General features: G+C 71.9%; 20 protein-coding genes. 15 read left to right on the forward strand and 5 right to left on the reverse strand.

Features of this window, described 5'->3' with window-relative positions:
• Window positions 1-2: 2 nt before the first annotated feature.
• Window positions 3-1,004, forward strand: a complete 1,002-nt coding sequence (locus tag KV100_RS16740) for an NAD(P)H-dependent glycerol-3-phosphate dehydrogenase (protein ID WP_220344238.1) — start codon at window positions 3-5, stop codon at window positions 1,002-1,004.
• A gap of 28 nt (window positions 1,005-1,032) precedes the next feature.
• On the opposite strand, the gene KV100_RS16745 is transcribed toward KV100_RS16740, so the two are convergent.
• Window positions 1,033-2,100, reverse strand: a complete 1,068-nt coding sequence (locus KV100_RS16745; protein WP_220344239.1) for a PLP-dependent aspartate aminotransferase family protein — start codon at window positions 2,098-2,100, stop codon at window positions 1,033-1,035.
• A 37-nt stretch (window positions 2,101-2,137) separates the two neighbouring features.
• Here KV100_RS16745 and KV100_RS16750 point away from each other — a divergent pair, with 37 nt between their 5' ends.
• Window positions 2,138-3,262 (forward strand): D-alanine--D-alanine ligase family protein, encoded by a 1,125-nt coding sequence (locus KV100_RS16750; protein ID WP_220344240.1) that lies wholly within the window; start codon window positions 2,138-2,140, stop codon window positions 3,260-3,262.
• A 21-nt stretch (window positions 3,263-3,283) separates the two neighbouring features.
• Here KV100_RS16750 and KV100_RS16755 read toward each other — a convergent pair whose 3' ends face one another.
• On the reverse strand, window positions 3,284-3,760 hold the full coding sequence (locus KV100_RS16755; protein WP_308291464.1) for a DUF3515 domain-containing protein: 477 nt from the start codon (window positions 3,758-3,760) through the stop codon (window positions 3,284-3,286).
• Window positions 3,739-3,975, reverse strand: coding sequence for an Lrp/AsnC family transcriptional regulator (locus KV100_RS16760; RefSeq protein ID WP_220344722.1), 237 nt, complete (start codon window positions 3,973-3,975; stop codon window positions 3,739-3,741). The genes KV100_RS16755 and KV100_RS16760 overlap by 22 nt, the downstream gene beginning before the upstream one ends.
• A 141-nt stretch (window positions 3,976-4,116) precedes the next feature.
• On the opposite strand from KV100_RS16760, the gene KV100_RS16765 reads away from it, so the two are divergent.
• Window positions 4,117-5,085: a thiamine-phosphate kinase gene (locus KV100_RS16765; protein ID WP_220344241.1), complete on the forward strand. Its 969-nt coding sequence runs from the start codon at window positions 4,117-4,119 to the stop codon at window positions 5,083-5,085.
• A 115-nt stretch (window positions 5,086-5,200) separates the two neighbouring features.
• On the opposite strand, the gene rpmB is transcribed toward KV100_RS16765, so the two are convergent.
• Window positions 5,201-5,386, reverse strand: coding sequence for a 50S ribosomal protein L28 (gene rpmB, locus KV100_RS16770; RefSeq protein ID WP_220344242.1), 186 nt, complete (start codon window positions 5,384-5,386; stop codon window positions 5,201-5,203).
• A gap of 126 nt (window positions 5,387-5,512) precedes the next feature.
• Here rpmB and KV100_RS16775 point away from each other — a divergent pair, with 126 nt between their 5' ends.
• The 9 genes from KV100_RS16775 to mutM all read left to right on the forward strand — a co-directional run bounded on the left by KV100_RS16775 (window position 5,513) and on the right by mutM (window position 13,702).
• Window positions 5,513-7,126 carry a DAK2 domain-containing protein gene (locus tag KV100_RS16775; RefSeq protein WP_220344243.1) on the forward strand — a complete coding sequence of 538 codons (1,614 nt, stop codon included), beginning with the start codon at window positions 5,513-5,515 and terminating at the stop codon, window positions 7,124-7,126.
• Complete coding sequence (gene recG, locus KV100_RS16780; RefSeq protein ID WP_220344244.1) at window positions 7,126-9,339, forward strand: ATP-dependent DNA helicase RecG; 2,214 nt, start codon at window positions 7,126-7,128, stop codon at window positions 9,337-9,339. The genes KV100_RS16775 and recG overlap by 1 nt, the downstream gene beginning before the upstream one ends.
• Window positions 9,336-10,049 (forward strand): DinB family protein, encoded by a 714-nt coding sequence (locus tag KV100_RS16785; RefSeq protein WP_220344245.1) that lies wholly within the window; start codon window positions 9,336-9,338, stop codon window positions 10,047-10,049. The genes recG and KV100_RS16785 overlap by 4 nt, the downstream gene beginning before the upstream one ends.
• Complete coding sequence (gene rsmD, locus KV100_RS16790; protein WP_220344246.1) at window positions 10,046-10,612, forward strand: 16S rRNA (guanine(966)-N(2))-methyltransferase RsmD; 567 nt, start codon at window positions 10,046-10,048, stop codon at window positions 10,610-10,612. The genes KV100_RS16785 and rsmD overlap by 4 nt, the downstream gene beginning before the upstream one ends.
• Complete coding sequence (coaD, locus tag KV100_RS16795; RefSeq protein WP_220344247.1) at window positions 10,605-11,087, forward strand: pantetheine-phosphate adenylyltransferase; 483 nt, start codon at window positions 10,605-10,607, stop codon at window positions 11,085-11,087. The genes rsmD and coaD overlap by 8 nt, the downstream gene beginning before the upstream one ends.
• Before the next feature lie 125 nt (window positions 11,088-11,212).
• Complete coding sequence (locus tag KV100_RS16800) at window positions 11,213-11,800, forward strand: DUF177 domain-containing protein (RefSeq protein ID WP_220344248.1); 588 nt, start codon at window positions 11,213-11,215, stop codon at window positions 11,798-11,800.
• A gap of 2 nt (window positions 11,801-11,802) precedes the next feature.
• Window positions 11,803-11,988, forward strand: coding sequence for a 50S ribosomal protein L32 (gene rpmF, locus KV100_RS16805; protein ID WP_220344249.1), 186 nt, complete (start codon window positions 11,803-11,805; stop codon window positions 11,986-11,988).
• A 10-nt stretch (window positions 11,989-11,998) separates the two neighbouring features.
• The gene (rnc, locus tag KV100_RS16810; protein WP_220344250.1) at window positions 11,999-12,835 is read left to right on the forward strand and encodes a ribonuclease III; all 837 of its coding nucleotides are present in this window, start codon (window positions 11,999-12,001) and stop codon (window positions 12,833-12,835) included.
• Window positions 12,836-12,850: 15 nt separating this feature from the next.
• Complete coding sequence (mutM, locus tag KV100_RS16815) at window positions 12,851-13,702, forward strand: bifunctional DNA-formamidopyrimidine glycosylase/DNA-(apurinic or apyrimidinic site) lyase (protein ID WP_220344251.1); 852 nt, start codon at window positions 12,851-12,853, stop codon at window positions 13,700-13,702.
• A 24-nt stretch (window positions 13,703-13,726) separates the two neighbouring features.
• Here mutM and KV100_RS16820 read toward each other — a convergent pair whose 3' ends face one another.
• Window positions 13,727-14,704 (reverse strand): alpha/beta hydrolase fold domain-containing protein, encoded by a 978-nt coding sequence (locus KV100_RS16820; protein WP_220344252.1) that lies wholly within the window; start codon window positions 14,702-14,704, stop codon window positions 13,727-13,729.
• 138 nt (window positions 14,705-14,842) lie between these two features.
• Here KV100_RS16820 and KV100_RS16825 point away from each other — a divergent pair, with 138 nt between their 5' ends.
• The 3 genes from KV100_RS16825 (at window position 14,843) to KV100_RS16835 (ending at window position 19,106) form a co-directional block, all read left to right on the forward strand.
• Window positions 14,843-16,129, forward strand: coding sequence for a deoxyguanosinetriphosphate triphosphohydrolase (locus KV100_RS16825; RefSeq protein ID WP_301021765.1), 1,287 nt, complete (start codon window positions 14,843-14,845; stop codon window positions 16,127-16,129).
• A gap of 54 nt (window positions 16,130-16,183) precedes the next feature.
• Window positions 16,184-18,124 carry a DNA primase gene (gene dnaG, locus KV100_RS16830; protein ID WP_220344253.1) on the forward strand — a complete coding sequence of 647 codons (1,941 nt, stop codon included), beginning with the start codon at window positions 16,184-16,186 and terminating at the stop codon, window positions 18,122-18,124.
• A gap of 118 nt (window positions 18,125-18,242) precedes the next feature.
• The gene (locus KV100_RS16835; RefSeq protein WP_220344254.1) at window positions 18,243-19,106 is read left to right on the forward strand and encodes a sigma-70 family RNA polymerase sigma factor; all 864 of its coding nucleotides are present in this window, start codon (window positions 18,243-18,245) and stop codon (window positions 19,104-19,106) included.
• Window positions 19,107-19,117: the final 11 nt, after the last annotated feature.

The following is a 19,117-nucleotide window of genomic DNA, read 5'->3' on the forward strand; positions in this document are numbered from 1 at the left end:
GCATGGCGAAGACCGCTGTCCTGGGCGCCGGTTCCTGGGGGACCGCCTTCTCGTTGGTGCTGGCAGACGCCGGCAACGAGGTGCACCTGTGGGGGCGACGGACGGAGGTCTGCGACGCGATCAACCAGACGCGCGAGAACCCGGAGTACCTGGCCGGGATCCTGCTCCCGGAGACGATCAAGGCCAGTCACGACCCGGAGATCGTCCTGTCCGGCGCGGAGGTCGTCGTCCTGGCGGTGCCGTCGCAGCAGCTGCGCGCCAACCTCACCGACTGGGCCCGCCACATCCCCCAGGACGCGGTCGTCGTGAGCCTCATGAAGGGTGTGGAGCTGGGGACGCACCTGCGGATGAGCGAGGTCATCGCCGAGCTCACCGGCGCCGGACCCGAGCGCGTCGCGGTCGTGACCGGACCCAACCTGGCGCGCGAGATCGCCCAGCGCGAGCCGGCCGCCGCGGTGGTCGCCTGTGCCGACGAGGCGGTCGCCAAGCGTCTGCAGTCCTGGTGCCACAGCCCTGCGTTCCGGCCGTACACCAATACCGATGTCGTGGGCTGCGAGCTGGCGGGCACGACCAAGAACGTGATCGCCCTGGCTGTCGGCGTCGCCGACGGTCTCGGGTTCGGCGACAACGCCAAGGCGTCGGTGATCACGCGTGGACTGGCCGAGACCGCACGGCTGGGCATGGCGATGGGAGCCGACCCCATGACGATGATGGGGCTCGCGGGCATGGGCGACCTGGTGGCGACGTGCAGCTCACCGTTGTCGCGCAACCGGACCTTCGGAGAGAAGCTCGGCCGGGGGATGAGCATCGACGAGATCGTCGCCTCCACCCGGCAGGTCGCCGAGGGCGTCAAGTCCAGCGACTCGCTCTCGGAGCTGGCCAGCCTCCACGGTGTCGACATGCCGATCGTGGAGCAGGTCGCCGCTCTGATCCGCGGGGAGACCACGCCGAAGGAGCTCGTCGCGGCGCTGGTCTCGCGTACGCCGCAGCCTGAGGTCCGTTGACGCGTTCCCGGCCGAGGCGGCGTACGCCTCAGGCGTGACCGAGCGCTGTCTCGACGTCGTCCCACAGGTCGTCGAACCCCTCGATGCCCACCGACATCCGGATGAGCGCCTCAGGCACCGTGGTGGGCTCGCCGGACCACCGCCTGCGGCGCTCCCAGGTCGACTCCACGCCGCCGAGACTGGTCGCGCAGACGACCAACCGGCTCGAGGTCACCACCCGGTGCGCCGCGTCCGCACCGGCGACCGGCTCGAACGTCAAGATCGTCCCGAACCCGGGATAGCGCACCTCGCTGACGGCCGGGTGGGACCGCAGGGCGTCGACGACCCGCCGAGCGTTGTCCTGGGCCCTCTCGAACCGTACGGCGAGGGTTCGCAGCCCACGGGTCGCGAGATACGCCTCGAGCGTCCCCGGCACGGCCCCGTGCATCCGGCGGTACGACTTGAGCAGGGCGTACGTCGCGTCGTCCGCGACGACCGCCACACCAGCGAGCGCGTCGCTGTGACCGGCCAGCAGCTTGGTCGCAGAGTGGACCACGACGTCCGCGCCGAGCGCGAGCGGCTGCTGGACCAGCGGCGTCGCGAAGGTGCTGTCCACGACGACCAGGGCGCCGCGAGCCCGCGCGGCGGTCGCGACCTCGACGATGTCGACGACCTCCAGGGCGGGATTGGTCGGCGACTCGATCCACACCATCGCCGCCCCCTCCGCGGCGTCGACCATCGCACCGGGCAGGGTGACGTCGACCGTCCGCAACCGGATCCGCCCGCGCCTCTCCGCCTCCGAGAGGAGGCCCAGCACACCGTTGTAGGCGTGGCGGGGAACGACGACGACGCCGCCGTCGGGGACCAGCGACAGGGTGGCGCTCGCGGCAGCCATCCCCGAGGCGAACATCACCGCCTGTCCGCCCTCGAGCGCACCGACGGCGTCCTCGAACGCCGCCCAGGTCGGGTTGCCGAAGCCTCCGTACTCGAGCTCGCCCCCGGCGACATAGGTGCTCGCGGGTGTCAGCGGCACGTTGAGGGGCGAGTCGGGGGTGCGGGCGGGGCGCCCGGCGGCGACGACGAGGGTCTCTGGGCTGAAGGTGTGTGAGCGAGCCATGCCGACCATTGTGGAGCCTCACGATAGGGTCGCCCCGATGAGCGATACGACTTCCGAGACGTCCACCCTGGCGCCCACGTCCGGTCGCCCCTGCGTCCTGATCGTGTTCGGCGGCCGGTCGAGCGAGCACGCGGTCTCCTGCATGACCGCTCGAGAGGTCCTGCGGGTGATCGACCGCGACCACTACGACGTGGTCGCCGTAGGGATCACCCGGGACGGCCTCTGGGTGCTGGCCGACGACGCGATGACCACCGACGCCGACGGCCTCCCCGATGTCCACTCCACCGGCACGCCCGTGGCCCTCGCCGGCGAGCGCCTGCTGGCCCTCGAGCCCGACGGGTCCAGCCGCGTGCTGGCGCGCGTCGACGTGGCGTTCCCGCTGCTTCACGGCCCGTGGGGCGAGGACGGGACCATCCAGGGACTCTTCGAGATGGCCGGGATCCGCTACGTGGGCTCCGGTGTGCTGGCGAGCGCGGTCGCCATGGACAAGGCCGTCGCCAACCAGCTCTTCGCCGCTGCCGGGCTCCCTCAGCTGCCGTACGCCGTCGTGACCGCCGACGAGTGGCGCACCGATGCCGCGGCCGTGAGGGAGACCGTCGCGTCGCTCCACTACCCCGTGTTCGTCAAGCCCTCCCGTGCGGGTTCGAGCATGGGCGGCACGCTCGTCCACGACGAGCACGGCCTGGCCGCGGCGATCGCGCTCGCCGAGGAGTACGACCCCAAGGTCATCGTGGAGTCCGCGGCCGACGCGCGCGAGATCGAGTGTGGGGTTCTCCAGAACCCGGACGGCTCCCTGGAGGTCAGCGCGCCGGGCGAGATCGCGGTCGACCTCGGCTCCGGGCACGAGTTCTACGACTTCAGCGCCAAGTACCTCGACGGCACCTCCAAGAACCTGATCCCCGCTCCGCTCGAGGACATCCTGGTCGAGCGCGTGCGCGCCAAGGCCGCTCGCGCCTTCGAGGCCCTGGGCTGCGAAGGGCTCGCCCGGGTGGACTTCTTCCTCGTCGACGGAACGCTCTACCTCAACGAGGTCAACACGATGCCCGGGTTCACCCCGTACTCGATGTATCCCCAGGTGTGGGAGTCGAAGGGGCTCGGCTACCGCGAGCTGGTCGAGCGCCTGATCGCGCACGCGCTCGCGCGTCCGACCGACCTGCGCTGACGGCTGGCGGCGCTCGACCCCTCACACGCAGGGCGTGACGACCGGGTCGTGCTCGGCCACCGTGGCGGCCAGGTCACTGAGCGCCTCGGCGGGCGGGTCGTAGCGACGCGGGACCGCGACCTCGACGTACGCCTGGCGGCCGATGGTCGTGAACACGTAGCGCTCGTCGTCCTTCTGGCTGAACCACCCGACGTCGTCGACCACGTCGCAGCGCGAGGTCCGCTCGAGGCTGGCAGGGCGTTCGACGCCGCACCGGAGCACGATCGCCGGGCTTCCCCACGCACGTCCCGAGCCGGCCGGTGCGACACGGACCGAGTCCTGTCCGGCGACCGTCGCCGGCGCGTCGTCGAGCATGGCGGAGCAGATCGCCGCCACGTCGTCGGACGGAGTGGGAGGGTCGATCGCGACAGTGTCCGCGCAGGCCGGCGTCAGGGCGGCCAGAGCGACCAGTCCGAGGGCGGTCCGCCGGGGGTGGGTCAGAGGTGCACGACGGGACACGTGAGGGTCCGGGTGATGCCGTCGATGCGCTGGATCTGCGCGACGACCATCTCACCGAGCTCGTCGACGTGCTTGGCCTCCGCGCGGACGATGACGTCGTACGGTCCGGTCACGTCCTCGGCGAGCGTCACGCCGCTGACCTCAGCGATCGCGGTGGCGACGTCGGCAGCCTTGCCGACCTCGGTCTGGACCAGGATGTAGGCCTGCACGACCATGTTGGGCTTCCTCCGTGGCTCGACAACGTTCACCGCCTCCGACACGCTACAGGATCGTGACGGCGTCGTGACGCTGAGGGATCGCGCGGCCGCGGCCGCGGCGGCGGGGTCGCGGTGCGACCGCGATGACAGGATGGGCAGATGGACACGACACGCGCGGAGACGAGCGGCGGGCGGACCATCGGCGAGCTCGGCGAGTTCGGGCTGATCGCCCGGGTAGCCCGTGAACCACTGTCGAGCCGGGTCATCGTCGGGCCGGGGGACGACTGCGCGTTCGTCCGCGTCGGGGCGGGCTCGGTGCTCGTCTCGACCGACATGCTCGTCGAGGGCCGTCACTTCCGCAGGGACTGGGCCGAGCCCTACGACGTGGGCCGCCGGGCGGCCGCGGCCAACCTCGCCGACGTCATGGCGATGGGCGGTGTCGCCACGGCGCTCACCGTGGGCTTCGCCGCTCCCGGAGACCTCGAGACCGTGTGGGCGGAGGACCTGACCCGGGGGATCGTCGAGGAGGCCGCGCTCGTGGGCGCGGAGGTCGTCGGCGGCGACGTGACTGCTGCCGACGCCATCACCCTGGCGATCACGGTGCTGGGGGAGTCCGCGCAGGCGCCGGTCCTCCGCTCGGGAGCTCGCCCCGGCGACCTCGTCGCGATCACGGGCCGACTCGGGTGGGCGGGGGCGGGTCTCCACGTCCTCGCGCGTGGGTTCCGGTCCCCGAGGGTGCTCGTCGAGGCGTACCGGCGGCCCGAGCCCCCGTACGACGAGGGACCGCGTGCCGCCGCGCACGGAGCGACGGCGATGATCGACGTCAGCGACGGCCTGCTGGCAGACCTCGGCCACGTGGCGACGTCGAGCGGCGTCGGTATCGCGCTGGTGGGCTCGGCCTTCGATGTCCCGGACCCGATCGCGGACGTGGCGGCGGCGACCAACGCCGATCCGCTGGGGTTCCTGCTCACCGGTGGAGACGACCACACCTTGGCCGCGACCTTTCCTGCAGACCGGGGTGCGCCGGAGGGCTGGACCATCGTCGGGCGGGTCGTGGACGGCGAGGGTGACGTCACGGTGGACGGTGCTGCGTGGGACGGCCCGGAAGGACACGAGCACTACCGCTGAGGCGCCCCGCGCCGAGGGGGACGCCAAAGAGGCGGGCCCACCCAGAGGGTGTTGCCCGCCTCGTCGTGCGAGGACGCGGGGTCGCAGCGTCAGCGGCGACCGACCGGCGATCCGGTCAGCGGCTGACCTTGCCGGCCTTGAGGCATCCGGTGCACACGTTCATGCGCTTCGGAGTCGCACCGACGACCGCACGCACGCGCTGGATGTTGGGGTCGAAACGACGCCGCGTGCGCTTGCGCGACCACGGCTTGTTGTTGCCGAAACCCGGCTTCTTGCCGCACACGTCGCAGACTGCAGCCACAGCGAACACTCCCGGTTGAGTCGAAGGGGGGATACCAAAGATCAAGATTATCTGATCGAGCAAGGCCGGAGCCAATCGGCCTCGTCGCTCACGGTGCGGGCCTGCCCAGGGATAGTCTCTCAGACCATGACGACGCACGTCTCCTCGGAGTCCTTCGCCACCTGGGCGCGGGCCTGCACCGAGGCTCTCGGCGCAGCGCGCGCCGAGATCGACGCGCTCAACGTCTTCCCGGTCCCCGATGGGGACACGGGGACCAACGTCTACGTCACCTTCGAGGCCGCGGCGCAGGCGATCGTCTCCGCCCTGGACCAGGACGCGCCACTCCCGACGGTCGTGCGCGACTACGTCGACGGTGCGCTGCTCGGCGCGCGGGGCAACTCCGGCGTGATCATGGCCCAGCTGCTCCGCGCCGCGCTGCCGGTGCTGGCCGACTCCGAGGGTGCGGAGGTGACGGCAGCCAGCCTCGCCGATGCGATGAGCAAGGCCTCGGCGGCGGCGTACGCGGCGGTCGGCCACCCGGTCGAGGGCACGATCCTCACCGTCGCCTGTCGGGCGGCCGAGGCGGCGCAGGACGTCGTCGCGGCCGAGGGAGACCTGGCCGCCATGGTCAGCGCGTCCGCGGCGGCGGCTCGCGAGGCGCTGCTGCGGACGCCCGAGCAGCTGGACCGCCTCGCCCGTGCCGGCGTGGTCGATGCCGGGGGACGTGCGTTGGTCGTCGTGCTCGACACCACCGAGCACCTGATCACCGGCCGCTTCGTCCCCGACCCCGAGCCGGCGGCCGACCTCCCGCGACCGCTCGTCGACGACACCGGCCCCCACACCCTCGACGGCGCGGGGCCGTCGTACGAGGTGATGTACCTGCTGGAGGCCGACGACGCGGCCGTCCCCGCGCTGCGCTCGCGCCTGGACGGCCTGGGGGACTGTCTCGTGGTGGTCGGCGGCGACCGTCTGTGGAACGTCCACGTCCACGTCGACGACGTCGGTGCGGCGATCGAGGCAGGGCTCGATGCCGGACGGCCGTACCGGATCGCCGTCACCCACTTCGCCGAGCAGGCTGGCGTCCGTGCGAGCACCTCCGGCAGCCGGGCCGTCGTCGCCGTCGCGGCCGGGCCAGGACTCGCCTCCCTGTTCAGCGATGCCGGCGCGGTGGTGGTCACCACGGTGCCCGGCGGTCCGCTCGCTGTCAGCACCGTCCTCGACACGATCCTCGACTGCGGGGCCGACGACGTCATCGTGCTGCCCAACAGCCGCGACTTCCGTGCCGTCTGCGACGCGGCCGCCTCCCAGGCCCGCGAGGCTGGCGTGCATGCCACCGTGATCCCGTCGTGGACGCAGGTGCAGGGGCTCGCCGCGGTCGCCGTCCACGAGCCGGGTCACCCGTTCGACGACGACGTGGTGGCGATGACCAGTGCGGCCCGCGGGACCCAGCACGGCGCCATCACGGTCGCGACCGAGTCCGGGATGACGATGGCAGGTCCCTGCCTGGTCGGTGACGTGCTCGGCGTCGTCGACGCCGAGTTCTCGATCATCGGCGACGAGCAGGCCGACGTCGTACGCCAGGTGCTCGACCGCCTCATCACCGGGCGCGCCGAGCTGGTCACGCTCGTCACCGGCGCCGGGCTCGACGACGACGTGGTGCCGCGGGTCGAACGCTGGCTGCGGGCGCGGCGACCCGACGTCGAGCTGGTCGTGTACGACGGCGGGCAGGAGCGCTACCCGCTGCTGGTGGCGGTCGAGTAGTGGGCGTCGGACCACGGACCAGGCTCGCCAACGTCGTCGGCGCGCGCACCGCCGACGCGTTCGAGCGGAGCTTCGACGTCACGACCGTCGGCGACCTGCTCCGCCACTACCCGAGACGTCTGGCCGAGCGGGGGTCGCTGACCGACCTCGCCGCGCTGCGCGTCGACGAGCACGTCACCGTCCTCGCCCGTGTGGTGCACGTCAAGGAGTACCCGTTCCGGCCCAAAGGGGGCGGGCGGCCCGGCGGCAAGAACGTCCGCACCGAGGTCGTCGTCACCGACGGCACCGGCGAGCTCGTGCTCACGTTCTTCCGTCAGCCGTGGATCGCGCAACGCCTGCGCCCGGGCACCCTCGGCATGTTCGCGGGCAAGGTCGGCGAGTTCCGTGGCCGCAAGCAGCTGCTGCACCCGGAGATCCGTCCCACCGGGTCGGAGGAGGAGGCGCGGGACGAGGCCGAGGAGTACGCCGGCACGATCGTGCCGATCTATCCCGCCACCCAGGCGGTGTCGTCGTGGACGATCGAGAAGACGGTGGCGATCGTGCTGGACGCGCTCGACGAGGTCGACGACCCCGTCCCCGAGCCCGTACGCCGCCGGCGCGGGCTCGTCGGCCTGAGGACCGCGTACGAGGACGTCCACCGTCCCCGCGAGCTCGAGGACTACCAGCGGGCGCGGGAGCGCCTGAAGTACGAGGAGGCGTTCGTCCTCCAGACCACCTTGGCCGTCCGCCGGCACGCGCTGTCGTCGGCGCCGGCGACCAGGCGCCCGCACGTGGCCGACGGGCTCCGCGACCGGTTCGAGGCGCAGCTGCCGTTCGCGCTCACCGCCGGGCAGCAGGAGGTCGCGGCCCAGATCGAGGCAGACCTCGACCGCGACCAGCCGATGCAACGGCTGCTTCAGGGCGAGGTCGGCTCCGGCAAGACGGTCGTGGCGCTGCTCGCGATGCTCCAGGTGGTCGACACCGGTGGACAAGCAGTGCTGCTCGCGCCGACGGAGGTGCTCGCACAGCAGCACCACCGGTCGATGGTGGAGATGCTCGGACCGATGGCTCAGGCGGGGATGCTGGGGTCGGCCGACGCCGCGACCCGAGTGCGTCTCCTGACCGGCTCGATGGGCCAGAAGGCGCGACGTGAGGCGCTCCTCGACGCGGCGTCGGGAGAGGCGGGGATCCTCGTCGGCACCCACGCTCTGCTCGAGGACAAGGTGCAGCTCGCCGAGCTCGGGCTCGTCGTGGTCGACGAGCAGCACCGGTTCGGCGTGGAGCAGCGAGCGGCGCTGACCGCCAAGGGCGTCGATGCGCCGCACCTGCTGGTGATGACGGCGACACCGATCCCGCGGACCGTGGCGATGACCGTCTTCGGAGATCTCGACACCTCCACCCTGACCGAGCTGCCGCGGGGCAGGCAGCCGATCCAGACGACGGTGGTGCCGGTCGCGGAGAGGCCGACGTGGGTGGACCGGACGTGGGAGAGACTGCGTGAGGAGGTCGCCGACGGACGCCAGGCGTACGTCGTGTGCCCGCGTATCGGCGACGGCGGCGACCGCGCGGACGCCTCCGAGGACGGCGCGGAGCTCGAGCCCGCCGAGGACGAGTCCGCACGCCCCCTGACCTCCGTCCTCGCGCTGCACGAGCTGCTCCGAGACGGGCCGCTGGCCGGTCTGCGGACCGCGGCGCTGCACGGCCGGATGGCAGCCGAGGACAAGGAGGCGGTGATGCGCGCCTTCGCAGCGGGTGAGATCGACGTCCTCGTGGCCACCACGGTGATCGAGGTCGGCGTCGACGTCCCCAACGCGACCGCGATGGTGATCATGGACGCCGATCGCTTCGGCGTCTCTCAGCTCCACCAGCTCCGCGGACGCGTCGGCCGCGGCGCGCACGCCGGGCTCTGCCTGCTGGTGACGGGCGCGCCCGCCGGGAGCACCGCGCGCGAGCGCCTCGACGCCGTCGCCGCGACGTCGGACGGCTTCGCCCTGTCGCGCCTCGACGTGGAGATGCGGCGCGAGGGAGACGTGCTCGGGGCTCGCCAGTCCGGGGTCCGGTCGAGTCTGCGGCTGCTCTCGGTCGTGCGCGACGAGCAGGTGATCTCCGACGCGCGAGAGGACGCGGCCGAGGTGGTGGCCGACGACCCGTCGCTCGCGGCCCACGCGGCGCTGGCCGCGGTGGTGCGCGAGCTCGAGGACAGCACGCAGGCCGACTACCTGGAGAAGACATGACGGGTGAGCGCAGGGAGTTCGTCGACGAAGACCTGTCGGGGGCGAGGGTCGTCCGCTCCGACCTGGCCGATGTGGTGATGCGCGGGGTCTACGTCGCGGGGATGGATCTCGACACGCCCGACCTCGCCGACGGTCCGCTCTTCGTCAACGGGATCGACGTCGCGTCCTACGTTGAGAGCGAGCTTGCCAAGCGCTTCCCCGGTCGCGAGCTCAAGGACGCGACCGACCCCGACGGGCTGCGCGAGGCCTGGTCGGCCGTGGAGGCCGCGTGGGCCGAGGCGCTCGTCACGGCGCGCGGGCGCGAGGGCGTCTCGGTCGACGGCGAGTGGACGTTCGCCCAGACCCTCCGCCACCTCGTCATGGCGACGGACGTGTGGCTGAAGGGCGCGATCTTCGGGGAGCAGCAGCCGTACCACCCGATCGGCCAGCCGTTCGCCGAGTTCGCCGACACCGGCGGCGACGTCACGATCTTCCGCGAGCCGACCTCGTACGACGAGATCCTCGCGGTCCGTGGCGAGCACCAGGCGCTGGTCAGAGAGTTCCTCGACCACGTGACTCACGAGCTCCTCGCCCAGCCACGCGTCGACCCGTGGAGGCCGACGGTCAGGGTGAGCGTGCTGCAGTGCCTGCACGTCGTCCTCAACGAGGAGTGGGAACATCTCCGGTTCGCGCTGCGGGACCTGGAGATCGACGAGCGAGGGCGTTCATGACACGGATCATCGCGGGCGCGCTCGGCGGCCGGCGGCTGGCGACCCCGCCCGGCTCCGCGACGCGGCCGACCTCCGACCGTGTGCGCGAGGCGATGTTCTCCGCGCTGGAGACGCGGCTCGGCGGGTTCGACGGCGTACGGGTGCTCGACCTGTACGCCGGGTCGGGCGCTCTCGGCCTCGAGGCGGTCTCGCGTGGGGCGGTCCACGCGACGCTTGTCGAGGCCGACCGGCGTACGGCGCAGGTGATCCGCCGCAACGCGCGTGAGCTGGGGGTCTCCGGCGCCGTCGACGTCGTGGCGGAGAAGGTGCGCTCGTTCGTCCGGACGCCGCCGCCGGCGCCGTACGACCTCCTCGTCCTCGACCCTCCGTACGACGTGCCGAACGACGAGGTCAGTGCCGTGGTCGCGGTGGTGACGTCCCAGAGCTGGTGGTCGAGCGACGGCATCGTGGTCGTCGAGCGCTCCACCCGCGACGGCGCGTTCGCGTGGCCCGAGGCCGTCGAGCCGCTCGGAGACCGCCGTTATGGCGAGACGACGCTTTGGTACGGTCGGCCGCATGAGTAGGGCCGTCTGCCCCGGATCCTTCGACCCGGTGACGCTCGGGCACGTCGACATCGTCGCCCGCACGTCCCATCTCTTCGACGAGGTTGTCGTCGCGGTGGGGATCAACGACTCCAAGCGGGTGATGTTCAACACGGCCGAGCGGGTCGCGCTCCTCGAGGAGGTGCTGGGCGATCTCGCCAACGTCCGGGTGATGACGTTCTCCGGGTTGCTCGTCGACTTCTGCACCGCCCACGGCATCCAGGCGGTCGTGAAGGGTCTCCGGGCGGTCTCCGACTTCGACTACGAGCTCCAGATGGCCCAGATGAACTCCACGCTGGCCCGGGTGGACACGCTGTTCATGCCGACCAGCCCGGAATACTCCTTCCTCGCCTCCAGCCTCGTCAAGGAGGTCGCGCGACACGGGGGAGACGTGTCCCCGCACGTGCCGCCGGTAGTCCTCGCGGCACTCGAGCGCAAGCTCGCCGCCGAGGGGTAGCCCGCGGGGCCTGGCGCCCGGCGGGCCACCCGCGCATGCGGGTTCGCGCTCGCGTGGGTGGGTTCGCTATCCTGGTCCGTGGCCTGCAACTGGGCCGCACCTCGCCATGCCTTTAAGGAGTACGTGTGACCACGCTCGACTCCCGGGCGCCGTTCGTTCTCGACACGCACGAGATCGCGCGCCGACCCGGAACGCAGCGCGAGTTCACCTACTCGGCGAAGGCTCCGGCGGGCATGGGTGTCGACATGCTCGGCGTGCCCGAGGGAAGTGACGTCGATCTCGATCTCCGGCTCGAGTCGGTCATGGAAGGCATCCTGCTGACAGGGACCGCCTCGGTGCACACCTCTGGTGAGTGCGTACGCTGCCTGCAGGAGATCGACGGTGAGGTCACCGTCGACCTTCAGGAGCTGTACGTGTATGACGACGAGGGCGAGGAGGACGATATCGCCCGACTCCAGGGAGACCTGCTCGACCTGGAGCCTGTCCTGCGGGACGCGGTGGTGCTCGCACTTCCGCACAACCCGTTGTGTGCCCCGGACTGTCCGGGACTGTGCGCCGAGTGCGGAGCACGGCTCGCGGACGACCCAGAGCACACACACGGCGAGGCCGTCGACCCGAGGTGGTCGGCGCTCAGCCAGCTGAAGCAAGGCAACGACCGCCCCGCGGGCGGTACGGACCAGACCGGGCGTGAGTCCGGCCCAAACGAGGAGTAGAAGTGGCAGTCCCGAAGCGCAAGATGTCGCGCAGCAACACCCGCCACCGTCGTTCGCAGTGGAAGGCCTCCGCGCCTCAGCTCGTGATCTGCGCCAACCCGGCGTGCCGCGCCAAGCACCTGCCGCACCGCGCTTGCCCGGACTGCGGCCAGTACGGTCCCCGCGGCGAGCTGCGCCAGGTCGTCTGAGAAGCCTCTCGTGTCCGACGTCGTCGACGACGGTGACGGGGCAGCGAACGCTGCCCTTCTGGAGCGCCTCGGCGTGCCCGGCCTCGCGCCGGGGCTGCTGACGCAGGCGTTGACGCACCGGTCGTACGCGTACGAGAACGGCGGCATCCCCAACAACGAGCGGCTCGAGTTCTTGGGGGACGCCGTTCTCGGTCTGGTGATCACCGACACGCTCTACAACGCGCACCCCGACCTTCCCGAAGGCCGCCTCGCCAAGCTGCGAGCTGCGGTCGTCAACGCCCGCGCGCTGGCCGACGTGGCTCGCACGCTCGGGCTGGGCGCCTACCTGAGGCTGGGGCGGGGCGAGGAGGCGACCGGTGGTCGCGACAAGTCCTCGATCCTGTCCGACACCGTCGAGGCGGTGATCGGGGCCGTCTACCTCCAGGACGGGTTCAGCGGCGCCGACACGGTCGTCCACCGGCTCTTCGACCCGGTGATGGCGCGCGCTGCCGAGCTCGGCGCTGGCCTCGACTGGAAGACGAGTCTTCAGGAGCTCTCCTCCGACCGACGCCTCGGCGTGCCCGAGTACCGCCTCACCGAGGAGGGTCCCGACCACGACAAGACCTTCACCGCCCACGTCCGCGTGGGCGGGCAGGTCTACGGCGAGGGCACCGGCCACTCCAAGAAGGAAGCCGAGCAGCAGGTCGCGGAGACGGCCTGGCGGGCCATCAAGGCGACCGTCGACGCGGTCGATCATGAGGACGGCACCGTCGCCCCGGCAGCCGAGGTCGTCGATGCCGCGGAGTCGGCCGAGGCCGCCGCGGCAGGTTCCGGCGCCGGCACGTCCAGGTCACGCGCCGACTCCTGAGCCGGTCGGCCAGCCATGCCTGAGCTTCCCGAGGTCGAGGTCGTCCGGCGTGGCCTCGCCGATCACGTGTCGGGACGCCGGATCGAGCGGGTCGAGGTGCTCCACCCCCGCCCCGTGCGTCGCCACCTCGCCGGGCCCGAGGACTTCGCGCTGCGCCTCACCGGCGACCGCGTGCTGGGAGCCTCACGTCGCGGCAAGTACCTCTGGCTGCCGCTGGAGTCGGGCGACGCAGTCCTGGCGCACCTGGGGATGAGCGGCCAGTTCCTGGTGCAGCCGCCGGACGCCCCGACAGAGCGACACCTCCGGGTCGTGCTCGACCTGGAGGACGGCGTGCAGCTGCGGTTCGTGGACCAGCGGATGTTCGGCGGGCTGGCCCTCAGTAACGGCGGGGCCGAGCTCCCCTCCGAGATCGCGCACATCGCGCGAGACCCGCTCGACGACTCGTTCGACGACGCGGAGTTCGTCGATCGGTTGCGCCGTCGTCGGACGGGGCTCAAGCGTGCGCTGCTCGACCAGACGCTCGTCTCGGGGATCGGCAACATCTATGCCGACGAGGCGTTGTGGCTCGCGCGGCTGCACTACGCCCGGCCCACCGACACCCTCCGGCGGGCCGAGGCGCAGCGGGTGCTCGAGGGTTCACGGGAGGTGATGACCGCGGCGCTCGCGCAGGGCGGCACGTCGTTCGACGCGTTGTACGTCGCGGTGAACGGCGAGAGCGGCTACTTCTCGCGGTCGCTGGAGGTGTACGGGCAGGAGGGCGAGCCGTGCTCGCGCTGCGGGACACCCGTCCGGCGCGACTCCTTCATGAACCGCTCGTCGTACACGTGCCCCCGCTGCCAGCCCCGGCCGCGCAACGGGCGCTGGTGAGGCCGGCAGCGGGGACACGTCACCTCATCGGATCGGTGCCGCGAGCGGCAGCGACCGGTCGACGAGGTCTCTCACGACCGACCCGCAGGTGGCGACCACGTCGGCGTCCGTGCAGTAGTGCGACGCCGTGCGTGTGCCCGTCGCGAGGTCCTTCGCCCAGGTCGAGGCGAAGTCACGCAGCCGAGCGGTCTGCGTGGCGTTGGGGCTGCAGAGCGCTCCCGCCACGCCGATGAAGTCGGTGTTCTCGCCCTCGCTGTCGATGTGACAGCTGCCGCCGCTCGGGGTGCCCAGGGAGATCTTCGACCAGACCAGCTGGATACCGACGAAGTCCGCGCCGAGCGAGGTGAGTGCACCGAACGAGTTGTTGAAGAGGTTGATGACGCTCGGGCGCGCAGCGATGCTCAGGACCGGGCGCGACCCGCCGGCAGAGACCGCCAGGAGCGCGGCGGTGAACCCGTCGGCCGCGACCGGGTCGAAGAGCACGGCGCCCTTGAGCCCGGCGTAGCCGCGCTGAGCGAGTCGCTGCCCGACGAGGGCGGCGAAGTGCCCGCCCGCGGAGTGGCCTCCGACGATGTAGGCCGTGGGGAGGGGCTTGCCGTTGGGTGGGACGACGGCCCTGTCGGCCAGGGCGTTGCCGATGATCGTGGCGAGCCCGGGGTTGCCGGCTGTCATGTCCTCGTTCAGGCAGACGACCATCAGGCCCTTCTGCGCGATCGCCTTGCTGGTGCCGCGGAGGTGCTTGCAGCTGCGGCTGAAGCCGTGCTCGACCAGCATCAGCCCGGTGGCGGTCCCGTTGGGCAGGTACCAGTCGGCGGCGTACGACGTGCCGCCGACCGTGATCGGGGAGCTGACACAGGTGGTGGTGGAGGAGGAGTAGCCCGAGCAGGCGACGGCGGCCGACGCCGGAGGCGGCGAGCCGACGAGGAGTGCGGCGATCGCGCCGACGGCTCCGGCGGCAGTGGCGAGCAGGCGCGGCAGACGCCGCGGTGACGAGTTCTTCAACGGTGCTCCTGGTGCGTGAGGTGATGGACACGGCACCGACCGACGCGTTCCCGAGATGACGGTGGAACGGCGTTCCGAAACGTATGGCCTCCCGCACGCATGCGCAAGAGGGGCTGACGGATCGCTAGGCTCGTGGACGTGACCCCGCCCGACGTGCCCGCCCCCTCGCGCGAGCCCTACCCCGCATCGGCCCGCGAGAGGGTCGTGCCGGAGCCGCCCAAGCGGGCCGGCCGAAGCGCGTTCGAGCGTGACCGGGCACGCATCCTCCACTCGGCGGCGCTACGTCGTCTCGCCGCCAAGACCCAGGTGGTCGGACCCGGCACCGACGACTTCGTGCGCAACCGTCTGACGCACTCCCTCGAGGTCGCGCAGGTCGCCCGGGAGCTCGGGAAGTCGCTGGGCTGCGACCCCGACGTGGTCGACTCGGCCGCGCTGGCTCACGACCTCGGTCATCCCCCGTTCGGGCACAACGGCGAGCGCGCGCTCGACGAGGTGGCGGCGGCGTGCGGGGGGTTCGAGGGCAACGCTCAGACGTTGCGGATCCTCACCAGGCTGGAGGCCAAGACCTTCGACCCGCACGGCGTCAGCGTCGGCCTCAACCTCACGCGGGCGACGCTCGACGCCTGCACGAAGTACCCGTGGACCCGCGACGCCGCGCCCGTCCCGGAGGGGACCCACGGCGACGGGTCTCCGCGGTTGGTGCGCAAGTTCGGCGTCTACGACGACGACCTCGCCGTCTTCGGCTGGATCCGCCGCGACGCCCCGGGCGACCGCCGCTGCGTGGAGGCCCAGGTGATGGACCTCTCCGACGACATCGCCTACTGCGTCCACGACGTCGAGGACGGGATCGTCGCCGGCAGCGTCGACCTGTTCGCCATCCCCGACGACCGCGACGTGATCTGGTCGACCGTCCGCGAGTGGTACGTCCGTGACGCGTCCGACCGCCGGCTCGACGCGGCGTACTCCCGGCTCACCGCGATGCCCGAGTGGCCCACCTCGCCGTACGACGGGAGCCGCCGTTCGCTCGGCGCGCTCAAGGGACTCACGAGCGCGCTCGTCGGACGCTTCGCGGCGGCTGCGCGAGACGCGACCCGTGCGTCGTACGGGTCGGTCCCGCTGACCCGCTACGAGGCCGACCTGGTCGTCCCCGACGAGACACGCGACGAGATCGCGGTCCTGAAGGCGGTCGCGGCGCACTACGTCATGCGTGACGACGCCAGAGTCGAGCTGCTGGCGCAGCAGCGCACCCTCCTCACCGGTCTCGTCGAGGTCCTGGTCACCAAGGGGCCGGAGCTGCTGGAGGCGCCGTTCGCGGCCGATCTGCGGTTGGCCGACTCCGATGAGTCGCGGCTGCGCGTGGTGGTCGACCAGGTGGCCTCGCTCACCGACGACTCGGCCCGCGCCTGGGGACGACGACTGCTCTAGGCATCGTCGTGCACGGCGGCGGCCGGCTCGTGGGAGCACCGTAGACTCGCCTGCGTGGCAGGCCGGATCCGCGAGGACGACATCGCAGCAGTGCGCGAGCGTGCGCGGATCGACGAGATCGTCGAGCAGTACGTGACGCTGCGCAACGCCGGTGGTGGTTCCCGCAAGGGCCTCTGCCCGTTCCACGACGAGAAGTCGCCGTCGTTCAACGTCACTCCGTCGCGCGGGATGTACTACTGCTTCGGCTGCGGAGAGGGCGGTGACGTCTTCACGTTCCTCCAGAAGATCGACCAGATCAGCTTCAGCGAGGCCGTCGAGCGACTGGCCGCCAAGTACGCGATCACCCTGACCTACGTCGATGGTCCAGCAGGCCCGCAGCGGGACTTCGCCCAGCGGGGGAGACTGGTCGCGGCCAACGCCGCCGCAGAGGAGTTCTACTCCGACCAGCTCGCGTCCGACAAGGTCGCCGTGAAGGGGCGCCAGTTCCTCTCCGAGCGAGGGTTCTCCCGCGACGCGGCCGAACGCTTCGGCGTCGGGTTCGCCCCTCGCGACGGAGAGGCGCTCTACCGGCACCTCCGCGGGCGCGGGTTCGCCGACGACGACCTGGTGGCCGCCGGCCTCGTCGCCCGCGGCAACCGCGGACCGTACGACCGCTTCCGTGGCCGCCTGATGTGGCCGATCCGCGACGCGTCCGGCGACGTGGTGGGCTTCGGCGCGCGCCGCCTCTTCGACGACGACCGGATCGAGGCGAAATACCTCAACACCCCGGAGACGCCGCTCTACAAGAAGAGCCAGGTCCTGTACGGGGTCGACCTCGCACGCAAGGCGATCTCCAAGTCCAGCCAGGCGGTGGTGGTCGAGGGCTACACCGACGTCATGGCCTGTCACGAGGCCGGCGTCGGCACGGCGGTGGCGACCTGCGGCACGGCGTTCGGGGAGGAGCACGCCCGTGTCCTCCGGCGGCTGCTCCTCGACCACGAGGCGATGCGCGGTGAGGTGATCTTCACGTTCGACGGGGACGAGGCGGGCCAGAAGGCCGCCATGCGCGCGTTCGAGGGCGACGCGCAGTTCGTCGCCCAGACCTACGTAGCCGTCCAGCCCGACGGCCTGGACCCCTGCGACGTACGGCTCCACCAGGGCGACGCGGCGGTGCAGGAGCTGGTCGCGTCCCGGATCCCGCTCTACCGCTTCGTGCTGCGCAACGTCGTCGCCCGTTATGACCTCGACCACGCCGACCAACGGGTCGACGCCCTTCGATCGGCGGTCGAGCTCGTCTCGGCGGTCCGCGACCAGGGCAAGGTCGAGCAGTTCGTCCGCGAGATCGCCTCCACGGTGGGCGTCGAGCTCGACGAGGTCCGCCGCGAGCTGGGTGAGGCCCGCCGCCGTCCCGCTCCGCGCCCCGCCACGCGCACGAGCAGCAGCCGTGGCGCGGGCCGGTCCGACGAGGCAGGGGCGACCGACGGGGCAAGCCCGACGTCGGGTCCTGCGGCCGACGAGCCTGTGGCGCCGGTGCCGAGCCTGGGGGAGCAGCGGTTCACCGACGAGCGCGAGCTCCTGAAGGTGCTCGTCCAGCACCCTCACCTCCTCGCCCCGTACGCCGACGCGCTCGACGACGACGTCTTCACGCACCCGTACGCGACGGCGATCTGGTCGGCGGCGAAGGCGGAAGGGCTGCCGTCGAAGCCCGACGACGCCTGGGCCGCCCGGGTTCGCGACCGCCTCGGGGACCCGCAGGCACAGCGCACGCTCGCCCATCTGTCGGTCGACCCGTTGCCGGTGTCGGGCGTCCCTGACGCCGCGCTCGTCGTCGCCCTCGCCGCCCGCGTCCAGGAGCTCGCCATCCTGCGCAGGATCGCCGCGGTCAAGTCGAGGCTGCAGCGCACCGATCCTCTGGAGTCGACGGCCGACTACAACGCGATGTTCGGCGACCTGGTGGCGCTCGAGCAGCAGCGCCGCCAGCTGCGTGAGAGGGCCATCGGCGGCTCGCTGGCCTGAGTCGCCAGCACCCTCGAGCCCGCGGCGACCTCGTCCCCACTGTCGCCATGACAGGCGCCGTCCACAGCGGCCGTGCGCGGGCCCGCGACGGCGGCGACCCCGGCACGAGACTGTGGGCATGCCTCCTGCCCCCGTGCCGCTGAGACTCGATCCGGTGCGCGCATTGACGCGCACACCGCTGCTGAGCGCCGAGGACGAACGCCGCCTCGCTGAGGCCTGCGCCGCCGGGCGGCGCGCTGCTGCGCGGCTGACCTCGCTCGAGGATCCTCCAGGCGACCGTGTCGCCCTCGAGGAGACCGTCGACATCGGTCTGCGGGCACGCTCGCACCTCGTCCTGGCCAACATGAGGCTGGTGGTGGCGCTCGCACGGTCCCACCAGCACCGTGGCGTGCCTCTCGGTGACCTGGTCCAGGAGGGGACGCTGGGTCTCATCGCCGCGGTCGACCGGTTCGATCCTTCACACGGCACGCGGTTCTCGACGTACGCCGTCGCATGGGTGCGCCGCCACGTGTCCGACGGCATGAGCACTCGGCGTGCCGTGCGCCTGCCTCCGAGGGCTGAGCGTGACGCGGTCTCGTGCCGCGAGGCGGCGGAGGCGCTGGTCCACGAGGCCGGACGTGTGCCCGCGCCTGCCGCGATCGCCGCTCGGACGGGCCTCGCGGTGTCGGTCGTCGAGCGCCTGATGGCTGCCGATGCCCCAGTCGTGTCTCTCGACGCCGCGGGTCTCGACGTGGCCGTGGTCGGGGGGGCCGCCAGCCGTGACCTCACCGCCGAGGCAGCGGTGCGTGAGGCGCTGAGGACGCTTCCCGAAGGCGACCGTGAGGTGGTGGAGCGCAGGTTCGGGCTCGACGGAGGCGGTCCTCGTACGGCCCGCGCCGTGGCCGACGAGCTCGGGCGCACCACCGCCTGGGTCCGGGCGACCGAGCGACGCGTGCTGCGAGCGCTGCGGACGCATCCCGCCGTGTCCGGGCTCGGAGGGTGATGGTCGATGAT

It is taken from the genome of Mumia sp. zg.B21 (assembly GCF_019550855.1).
Taxonomy (GTDB): Bacteria; Actinomycetota; Actinomycetes; order Propionibacteriales; family Nocardioidaceae; genus Mumia.

Excerpts from the sequence above, each read along its gene's own strand:
- KV100_RS16740 (WP_220344238.1), top strand. The coding sequence starts at position 3 with ATGGCGAAGACCGCTGTCCTGGGCGCCGGTTCCTGGGGGACCGCCTTC.
- KV100_RS16745 (WP_220344239.1), bottom strand. The coding sequence starts at position 2,100 with ATGGCTCGCTCACACACCTTCAGCCCAGAGACCCTCGTCGTCGCCGCC.
- KV100_RS16750 (WP_220344240.1), top strand. The coding sequence starts at position 2,138 with ATGAGCGATACGACTTCCGAGACGTCCACCCTGGCGCCCACGTCCGGT.
- KV100_RS16760 (WP_220344722.1), bottom strand. The coding sequence starts at position 3,975 with ATGGTCGTGCAGGCCTACATCCTGGTCCAGACCGAGGTCGGCAAGGCT.
- KV100_RS16765 (WP_220344241.1), top strand. The coding sequence starts at position 4,117 with ATGGACACGACACGCGCGGAGACGAGCGGCGGGCGGACCATCGGCGAG.
- KV100_RS16775 (WP_220344243.1), top strand. The coding sequence starts at position 5,513 with ATGACGACGCACGTCTCCTCGGAGTCCTTCGCCACCTGGGCGCGGGCC.
- KV100_RS16785 (WP_220344245.1), top strand. The coding sequence starts at position 9,336 with ATGACGGGTGAGCGCAGGGAGTTCGTCGACGAAGACCTGTCGGGGGCG.
- rsmD (WP_220344246.1), top strand. The coding sequence starts at position 10,046 with ATGACACGGATCATCGCGGGCGCGCTCGGCGGCCGGCGGCTGGCGACC.
- coaD (WP_220344247.1), top strand. The coding sequence starts at position 10,605 with ATGAGTAGGGCCGTCTGCCCCGGATCCTTCGACCCGGTGACGCTCGGG.
- mutM (WP_220344251.1), top strand. The coding sequence starts at position 12,851 with ATGCCTGAGCTTCCCGAGGTCGAGGTCGTCCGGCGTGGCCTCGCCGAT.
- KV100_RS16835 (WP_220344254.1), top strand. The coding sequence starts at position 18,243 with ATGCCTCCTGCCCCCGTGCCGCTGAGACTCGATCCGGTGCGCGCATTG.